The following is a 9,490-nucleotide window of genomic DNA, read 5'->3' as shown; positions in this document are numbered from 1 at the left end:
GACAGATTACATTAATAATAAGCAAACTTCAATTTGGTGAACCGCCCAGTACGAGACCCGTACGCTGGGTGGTGTGTGAGGCGCAGTGGCGACTTTAAGTCGTCACCCGTCTACACGATTAGCTACCTTTATTTGTTCAGTTTTATTAGTTTCCATTCTCCATTGGGCTCCTTTGTCAGATAAGCATTTACATTCAAATCATTTTCATTTCCAAGTACTTTTATTCCTAACTGAGCTTGTCCGTGTCCATTTGAAATATTCACACTGCCTGTCGGCATCATTCCATATCCTTTAATTCCTCCTGTTTCTTCTGAAATTTCCTCATTCATCTCAATCTCTTTAACAGCTACTTTATATGCTTCCGAATTTTTCATTGCTGTTCCTGCGAACAAAAAAGTGAAAGCAAAAAAGGCGAATCCAACTCCTACTAAAGCTAATATTCTCGGCAATTTTGTAGGTTTATTTAGATTTTTAACAACTATGGTTTTTGCTGTCTTATCACCAAGCCTTTTCTTTTCTTGACTGGATGCAAGAACGATAAATTCTACAGGCCAAATTATAATAAACAGATTCCGAATAAGTAATCTTCCAAAAGAAGGAACTTCATTTGGATTGGTTGAATCTCTCACCATTATTCCCATAATCCATTTCCCAATGCTAATTCCTTTTATTGAGTCCTTTGCGAAATACAGAAGAAAACCGGGCAACATTACAGCTAACATCGTGGTTGTCATTTTACCCATATTATTTTCATCTATAAAGTTCGGGCCGAGAGCTAAAAAGACAATTGAAACCATCAGGAATGTAATCACAAAATGGTCAATCATAAACGCTGCTATTCTTCTTTTTCTACTCGATAGATTTATCTGCTGTTCTAATGCTTCGTTCATTTCTGTTTTTTTATTGGTGCTAACGTGTTCGTTCATTATAGCTTGTATTTCTTTTCTTAAAATACCTTTAGTTTGAGAAACATTCCATTCCTTTTTTCCGCTCAATGTGATAAAGAAAGGTTGACAATTCGATTCTCTAACTAAATAACACATTAAAGTTCCAACCTCGTTAACTTTTGAATTTCCGCTATACCAAATAAAAAGTCCGTCATTAGAGAATTCCGAAATTTTCCTTTTCAAATTGTTGTTGCTTTCTTGAAAAATGTGCAAAGTTTTTTGGTTATCTATTTTCACGTATTGTTCAGCCGTTTTTTTATATAAATCAGATGATTCAACACGATTAGGATGAAAAGGTGGAACCGTTATTTCTCCTTCCCAAACTGCTATTTCATGCATTATAGTTCCAGAAAACTTCATCCATTTTTCGTCAAACCAATTGTCAATTCTGTTCACGAAAATATCAGTGGGACTCCAAAGTTTAATTCGGTTCTGAATAATATTCTCGCAATTGACAATAAAATCTGGATTATCGTTATCTTTTTTTATTAGCAGTTTCATTTCGGCATTGTTGGCAACAAAGATATATAGTTAATATTAACTATATATCCATTATAGATACACTAAGATAAAATAATTGAATAGAAGCTTAATATGAATTATCAGGATTTTCTATTATCTGCCAAGTAGCGTATTTAGTTCACTAATTCTCGCCATATGGTGGTCGTCATGTTCAGCTACAAAAAGAAATAAATCCATTATCCTCATAGGTGTCTTTAATCTTGGATGTAATGCATATTTATAGATATCCGTTTCATTAAGCTCAATGAGACTGTTTAAGGTTTTTTGTCTAAGATTTACGAAGTCTTTTAATAATTCGTTTATTTCTTTTTTATTATGATTTGCTAAATTTGTTTTTTGATTTTCCAAATCTGTAACTCTCATGTATTCTGTTCCATTTAAAATATCTTCAAGCCTACCTTGCCAAAGCGGTTCCAGATCAATTAAATGTCCTATGTTTTCTTGAATAGACCATTTTCCTTCAAGTTTTACAGCTAAATGTTCTGCTGGTATTTGATTAATTTTATGATTGAGTAGGATAGAGGTGCCTTCAAGTCTTTCGATAATGGATGGGAAAATATTCTGTTTGGATGAGAATTCAAATGTCCTATCAAACCATTTTATTTGTTTCATAGAATTTTAATTTTAGTCACTTAGAAGAATCTGTTAAACGAAAGTACAAAAAATAGAATTATATAATAGCCTCTTTACCTCTGGTTCTGGTTCTAATTCTTATAGCATCTTGTACATCGTAAATAAAGATTTTTCCATCACCAACCTGACCTTCTGATGAATTATCTAATATCGTATCAATACATGTATCTAAATTAGAATCACTTACTATACACATGATCATAATACGCGTATGCAGTATCATAGATTGTTCTGTACCACGGTAGCGTTCGGAATAGCTTTTTTGTAATCCAGACCCTTTTACAGGAATCACAGTAAGGCAAGGGATACCTGCATCTTTTAATCCTTTTTGTACTGCTTTTAATTTTGACGGTCTTATTATAGCTTCTACTTTTTTCATGAGAATATAATATGTTTAATGTTTTTATTTAAGTTAGGTTATTCGAATGTTGAGTAAGCTTCTACACCAAATGATACGGCATCTATACCAGCAGTTTCTTCTATACGGGATACTCGAATACCGATGGTTTTTTTCATGATTATCATGATTATAAAAGTAACTAAAAAAGAAAAAGAACCAATAGCTAATACACCTAATGCTTGCGTTATAAGCAAATCGCTTCCACCACCGAAGAAAAGACCCTTTTCTGAAGCAAATAATCCAACAGCTATGGTTCCGAACAATCCATTTACACCATGTACAGCTATAGCTCCTACCGGGTCGTCAATTTTAATTTTGTCAAAGAATATAACAGCAATATCGACTATAACACCTGCGATTAGTCCAATGATAATAGCCGAGTTGGAGTCTACAACATTACATCCAGCAGTAACGGCAACCAGTCCAGCTAATACGCCATTAATGGTCATGGTAATATCAATTTGTCCGTATTTAAAATACGTGTAAACCATTGTGGCAATTCCGCCAGCTGCAGATGCTAAAAAGGTATTTGTGATTACAGTACCTATTAACTCCCAATTCCCTACAGCAGATAGTGTAGAGCCAGGGTTAAACCCAAACCATCCAAACCATAAAATAAAACCTCCTACGGCTGCTAATGGTAAATTGTGACCTGGAATAGGATTAAGCATACCATTTGCTTGATATTTACCAATACGAGGCCCTAGTACAATAGCAGAGGCGAGCGCAGCAAAACCACCCATAGCATGCACTGCCGATGAACCAGCAAAATCGTTAAAGCCTCTAACGGCTAACCAACCATCTGGATTCCAGACCCAGTTTGCTACTAAAGGGTACATTACAGCACAAAAGATAAATACAAATAGTGCGTAGCTCCACACTTTCATACGTTCTGCAACAGCACCAGAAACAATAGATATGGCTGCAATGGCAAATCCTAGTTGGATAAACCAAAATAATTTATTTGAGACGGTAAGGCCTAAGCCTAGATCTTTGGTCGTTATGCCCGTATCAAAAGCAAACCATCCATTAGAATTTCCATAGGCTATACCAAAACCAACTAAATAAAATGCAATACCTCCAAAGGTGATATCTATAATGACTTTAGCAATAATACTCATAGTGTTTTTTGCTCTTACAAACCCAGCTTCTAAAAGGGCAAAACCACCTTCCATTAAAAATATGATAGCGGCGCAAATAGCCACCCAAACGGTATCAATTGCATTAATAATTTCTGCTTGTTCGAGAGCTATGGTTGTGACTTCTTCCATTGGTTATTCTTTTGGTTGATTTTTATTATATAATGATTATTTCGCTTTTTTTTACGCAAAAAACAGGAAGATAGTGAATTAAGGCGTTTGTTAATTCCGAATATGATAAAATATATTGCTTTTTGAAAAGCATTCACTTTTTTGATTAAATCATCATTTTTTTATTGCGTAAATTCAATTCTATTGAAATTATCGCATAAAAAAATCCTGATAGTTTTCTATCAGGATTCTTATATTCTGGAATCACTATCTAAGTTTATTTTAAGTAAAACTAAAAGACAGGATTTTGATTTTATTAAGATTATTTGTTTTTGTTGGCTAAAATCCAATTGTCAATTTGTGCTTCAAAAATACTAAGAGGTACAGCCCCCGAGCGTAAAAAGATATCATGAAATTTTCTTATATCGAACTCTTCTTTTAACGCCTTTTTTGCTTTTTTTCTCATTTTTAAAATATGTAGCATACCTATTTTATAGGCTGTAGCTTGCCCTGGCATAACTATATAGCGTTCTATCGCTTTTGTGCAAGCATTTACAGAGCTTGGTGTATTGTCTGTTAAATACTTGATAGCTTGTTCTCTGGTCCATTTTTTTTCATGTATACCAGTATCGACTACCAGTCTGCATGCTCGCCATATTTCCATAGCTAATCTGCCAAAATCTGAATACGGATCTTCATAAAATCCCATTTCTTTTGGTAAAAATTCGCAGTATAATCCCCATCCTTCGCTATAAGCAGTGTAACTACTATATTTTCTAAACTCTGGTAAATTTGTTAATTCTTGAGAAATACTGCCTTGCATATGGTGTCCTGGTATGCCTTCGTGATACGCTAATGCTTCCATTTCGTAAGTAGGCATGTCTGCCATTTTATATAGGTTAGCGTAAAATGTTCCTTTACGAGAACCGTCTGGTGTGCCTCTTTGGTAAAATGCTTTTCCTGCCGATTTCTCACGCCATGTTTCTACTGCCTTAACTTGCATTCTTGCTTTTGGTTTTGTATAAAATACTTCGTCTAATCTAGATTCCATACTGTCTATGATGGCTTGATACCCTAAAAGCATTTTATCTTTTCCTTCTTGGGTATCGGAGTAATAAAACTGTTTGTCATGCTTCATGAACTTAAAAAAGTCCTGTAAACTTCCTTTAAAGTTTAAACGATCCATAATGGCATTCATTTCATTATGAATTCGTTCTACTTCTGTTAGTCCTATTTTGTGAATAGAATCACTGGTAAGAGTCGTTGTTGTTATTTCTTCTAATCTGTAACTGTAGAAGTTATTACCATCATCAAATTTCCATACGCCTGCATCTGCTATTGCTTGTTTTTCTAAAATAGATACATAATTTATCAAATTTGTGTAGGCTATATGCACAGATGTTTTAATAGCTGTTTTTGCATTTTTTAAGAGATCGTTTTTTTCATTCTCTGTTAGGTCAATGCTTTCTAGTTTTTTGCTGAAGTCTTTTATAAAAATATTCTCGTTTAGATTATTAGGATCTCCTAATATGTTATTACAATCGTCTAATACGTGCTTAAATACAAACTTAGGCGCTATAATATTTTTTTCTGCTCTAATCTTTAAATTGTCAATGAGCTGATCAAACATAGGTTTTACAGCATTTAATCTACTTATGTAAGCTAGTGCGTCAGTTTTGTTTTCAACTTTATGCATATTTATCATAAATGCGGGTAGGCTTGAATGTGTCCCGCGCATTTGATTTACTGGATAGGTGTAGTGACGATATTTAGCATATTTTATTTTACGCTCTAATTGTCGTTTAAATAATTTATAGGATAGATTACTATCTGCATCAAGTTTAGAGGTGTCAAAACTTAATAAATCTTCTAAATCTTGTTTTGCAAACTCAATCTGTTTTAATGCAAATGCATCAGATAAATCATTTAATTCACTTTGTCTGTCCTTTCGTCCTCTTCTGGTTAAATTTTGAGGGGAGCTTACTAAGTTTCGTTCATAGACTTTGTTCAACCAAGTATTAAAACGAGTGACTTCTTCAGTATTTATTTTGATAGTTTCAATAGCTTCAGCTTTGTTTTCTTTACAGTTAAAAATAAAGACAACAAAAGCTGAGAGTAAAAGGGTTTTTATTCTCATTAGTAGATTCGTTTTAGAGTTTGTGCTAAAGTATAAAAAAACCATCATTGAAAAATGATGGTTTTAATTATGATTTGTTAAAGTTTTGTGGTGATTTATTCTTCAACCAACACCCATTCGCCTTTGGCTATTAATGGTTCTGCTTGTTTATATTTAAGCGTTTTGTTTTCTCCATTCATAACATGTTTTATAGTAACACGATCGTTACGTCCAATTTTTGGTTTATCGCGAACAATAGTTTCTATTACTTCTTGTTGACGTTGCGTGTTTCCTGCAGCTCTATTTTGGGCAGAACGTTCATCTAAATTAGGAATTTCCTCTTTTTGAGTATTCAAATTTTCCCGTTTACGAGTGCGCGCTTCTTGAATGGTATTTTGAGTTTCTTGAGGTAATTCTCCTTTAAATAAGAATGAGATAACTTCTTTATTTACTTGATCGATCATGTCTTTAAACAACTCAAACGACTCAAACTTATAGATAAGTAGTGGGTCTTTTTGTTCGTGTACTGCTAATTGTACCGATTGTTTTAACTCATCCATTTTACGTAAATGCGTTTTCCAAGCATCATCAATAATAGCAAGTGTGATATTTTTTTCAAAATCGGTGATTAATTGTTTACCATTGGTTTGGTAAGCTTTTTCAAGATCGGTAACCACATTTAAACTTTTAATACCATCTGTAAATGGTACAACGATACGTTTAAATTTATCACGTTGGGTTTCATATACATTTTTAATAACAGGAAATGCAATATCTGCATTACGTGTCATTTTTTCTCTGTAATGCTCGAAAGCTGCTTTGTATATTTTAGACGTAATTTCTTGAGCAGATAGTTTATTGAACTCTTCTTCAGAAATAGGAGAATTCATTGAGAAATAACGAATTAATTCAAACTCGAAATTTTTATAGTCGCCAGCACCTTTATTAGTTTCGGCAATACCTTCAGAAGTATCAAAAATCATATTAGCCAAATCTACACGAAGACGTTCTCCAAATAAAGCATGGTGACGGCGTTTATAAACGACCTCACGTTGTGCATTCATAACATCATCATATTCTAACAAACGCTTTCTAACACCAAATTGATTTTCTTCCACTTTTTTCTGAGCACGTTCAATGGATTTCGAAATCATAGAATGTTGAATAACTTCGCCTTCTTTAAGACCCATTTTATCCATCATTTTGGCGATACGTTCGCTACCAAATAAACGCATTAAGTTATCTTCTAGAGATACATAAAACTGCGAGCTTCCTGGATCTCCTTGACGACCTGCACGACCACGTAACTGTCTGTCTACACGACGAGAATCATGACGTTCGGTACCTACGATGGCTAAACCACCAGCGGCTTTTACTTCGTCACTTAATTTAATATCGGTACCACGACCTGCCATATTGGTTGCTATGGTTACTTGACCTGCGTTTCCTGCTTCTGCAACAATATCTGCTTCTCTTTTATGCTGTTTTGCATTTAATACGTTGTGTGTTATTTTTCTAATGCTCAGCATTTTTCCTAATAACTCACTAATTTCAACTGATGTCGTTCCAATTAATACTGGGCGACCTGCTTGTGATAATTTTGTTACTTCGTCTATAACCGCGTTATATTTTTCGCGTTTCGTTTTGTAAACCAAATCTTCTCTATCATCTCTGGCAATGGGTCTGTTAGTAGGTATTTCTACGACATCTAATTTATAAATTTCCCAGAACTCACCAGCTTCGGTTACCGCAGTACCTGTCATACCAGATAGTTTTCGGTACATTCTGAAATAATTTTGAAGTGTTACAGTAGCAAAGGTTTGGGTGGCATCTTCAATTTTTACATTTTCTTTTGCTTCAATCGCTTGGTGCAATCCGTCACTATAACGACGACCGTCCATAATACGACCTGTTTGCTCATCAACAATCATGACCTTATTCTCCATAACCACATACTGGGTGTCTTTTTCGAATAAAGCATAGGCTTTTAAAAGTTGACTAAGTGTATGAATACGTTCAGACTTTACACCGAAATCTTTAAATAAGTCTTCTTTTAAATTTGCTTCTTCTTCTGAAGAAAGGTTTTGTTTTTCAATTTTAGCAATTTCAAGTCCTATTTCTGGTAAGATAAAAAAGTCTGGATTATCTTTTCCAGAGATATATTCAATCCCTTTATCGGTTAATTCAACTTGATTGTTTTTTTCTTCAATAACATAGTAGAGTTCTGCATCAACCTTAGGCATTTCACGGTTGTTGTCTTGCATGTAGAAGTTCTCAGTTTTTTGAAGTAGTAGTTTGACACCTTCTTCACTTAAAAACTTAATAAGTGCTTTGTTTTTAGGAATACCACGATATACACGGAGTAATTGAAAACCACCTTCTTTTGTGTCACCACTTTTAATTAATTTTTTTGCTTCTGCTAAAACGCCAGTTAAATACTTACGTTGTACGTTTACAATATCATCTACTTTAGGTTTTAGCTCTGTAAATTCATGACGTTCTCCTTGTGGAATTGGTCCAGATATGATTAACGGTGTACGGGCATCATCTACTAAAACAGAATCGACCTCATCTACAATCGCGTAGTTATGTGGGCGTTGTACTAAGTCGTCTGGCGAATGTGCCATATTATCACGTAGATAATCGAATCCAAATTCATTATTAGTACCATAAGTAATATCGGCATTATAGGCTTTTTTACGTTCATCGGAATTTGGTTGATGGTAATCAATACAATCAACACTTAAACCATGGAATTCAAAAATAGGAGCCATCCACGCACTATCACGTTTTGCCAGATAATCGTTTACTGTAACTAAATGAACGCCTCTTCCAGAAAGTGCATTTAAGTACACAGGTAATGTGGCTACCAAGGTTTTACCTTCACCAGTTTGCATTTCTGCAATTTTACCCTGGTGCATGGCTATACCACCAATAAGTTGTACATCGTAATGAATCATGTCCCAAGTGATAGGCTTTCCAGCTGCATCCCAAGAGTTTGCCCAAATGGCTTTATCGTCTTCTAAAACTACATATTCTTTAGTTCCAGATAGTTCTCTATCAAACGTGTTTGCATTAACAGAAATACTTGTATTATTTACAAAACGTTTTGCGGTTTCTTTAACAACGGCAAAAGCTTCAGGTAAGATATCGTTTAAAACCGTTTCAGTGGCGTGGTAAGCATCGTCTTTTAGTTTATCAATATCTTGATAAATATCTTCCCGTCTGTCTATATCTTCCGTGTTTTCTGCTTCTTCTAAAAGATTAGTTATTTTTTCATTAATACTTTTAGTAGCTTCGGCTATTTTTCCTTTAAACTCATCTGTTTTGCCACGTAATTCATCATGTGACAGGGCTTCTAAAGCAGCTTCAAAGGTTTTAACTTGATTTACAATAGGGAAGATGGCTTTTACGTCTTGTTTGGACTTGTCACCAACAAATACTTTAAGTACAGAATTTAAAAAACTCATGTTTTTTTTTATTTAGTAGTTACCTGGGGTTATTCTATAAGTAACTTTCGTTATGTTTAATTTAATTGCTTTTTTGTAAAGCATTCAAAGATACATTTTGTTATGATGTTTTATAAATATTAAGACAAAAAAAAAGTCTCAAAATCGAGACT

At 34.1% G+C, this 9,490-nt stretch carries 6 protein-coding genes; all 6 read right to left on the bottom strand.

Features of this window, described 5'->3' with window-relative positions; all coding sequences use genetic code 11:
- Window positions 1-128 precede the first annotated feature (128 nt).
- Complete coding sequence (locus tag Q4Q40_RS21010; RefSeq protein ID WP_303304007.1) at window positions 129-1,448, bottom strand: RDD family protein; 1,320 nt, start codon at window positions 1,446-1,448, stop codon at window positions 129-131.
- Between the two features lie 114 nt (window positions 1,449-1,562).
- A complete protein-coding gene (locus Q4Q40_RS21005) occupies window positions 1,563-2,081 on the bottom strand; it encodes a DinB family protein (protein WP_303304006.1) in 519 nt (172 codons plus the stop codon).
- A 58-nt stretch (window positions 2,082-2,139) separates the two neighbouring features.
- On the bottom strand, window positions 2,140-2,481 hold the full coding sequence (locus Q4Q40_RS21000) for a P-II family nitrogen regulator (protein WP_303304005.1): 342 nt from the start codon (window positions 2,479-2,481) through the stop codon (window positions 2,140-2,142).
- 38 nt (window positions 2,482-2,519) lie between these two features.
- Entirely contained in the window at window positions 2,520-3,773 is a 1,254-nt protein-coding gene (locus Q4Q40_RS20995; RefSeq protein WP_303304004.1) for an ammonium transporter, read from the bottom strand.
- 301 nt (window positions 3,774-4,074) lie between these two features.
- Window positions 4,075-5,889, bottom strand: coding sequence for a DUF885 domain-containing protein (locus Q4Q40_RS20990; protein WP_303304003.1), 1,815 nt, complete (start codon window positions 5,887-5,889; stop codon window positions 4,075-4,077).
- Between the two features lie 95 nt (window positions 5,890-5,984).
- Window positions 5,985-9,338, bottom strand: a complete 3,354-nt coding sequence (gene secA, locus Q4Q40_RS20985) for a preprotein translocase subunit SecA (protein ID WP_303304002.1) — start codon at window positions 9,336-9,338, stop codon at window positions 5,985-5,987.
- Between the last annotated feature and the right edge of the window lie 152 nt (window positions 9,339-9,490).

It is taken from the genome of Flavivirga jejuensis (assembly GCF_030540765.1).
GTDB lineage: Bacteria > Bacteroidota > Bacteroidia > Flavobacteriales > Flavobacteriaceae > Flavivirga > Flavivirga jejuensis.
Note: the sequence above shows the minus strand (reverse complement) of the source record. Positions and strands in the feature narration are given on the sequence as shown.

Coding starts and splice junctions, on each gene's coding strand:
- Q4Q40_RS21010 (WP_303304007.1), bottom strand. CDS start 1,448: ATGAAACTGCTAATAAAAAAAGATAACGATAATCCAGATTTTATTGTC.
- Q4Q40_RS21005 (WP_303304006.1), bottom strand. CDS start 2,081: ATGAAACAAATAAAATGGTTTGATAGGACATTTGAATTCTCATCCAAA.
- Q4Q40_RS21000 (WP_303304005.1), bottom strand. CDS start 2,481: ATGAAAAAAGTAGAAGCTATAATAAGACCGTCAAAATTAAAAGCAGTA.
- Q4Q40_RS20995 (WP_303304004.1), bottom strand. CDS start 3,773: ATGGAAGAAGTCACAACCATAGCTCTCGAACAAGCAGAAATTATTAAT.
- Q4Q40_RS20990 (WP_303304003.1), bottom strand. CDS start 5,889: ATGAGAATAAAAACCCTTTTACTCTCAGCTTTTGTTGTCTTTATTTTT.
- secA (WP_303304002.1), bottom strand. CDS start 9,338: ATGAGTTTTTTAAATTCTGTACTTAAAGTATTTGTTGGTGACAAGTCC.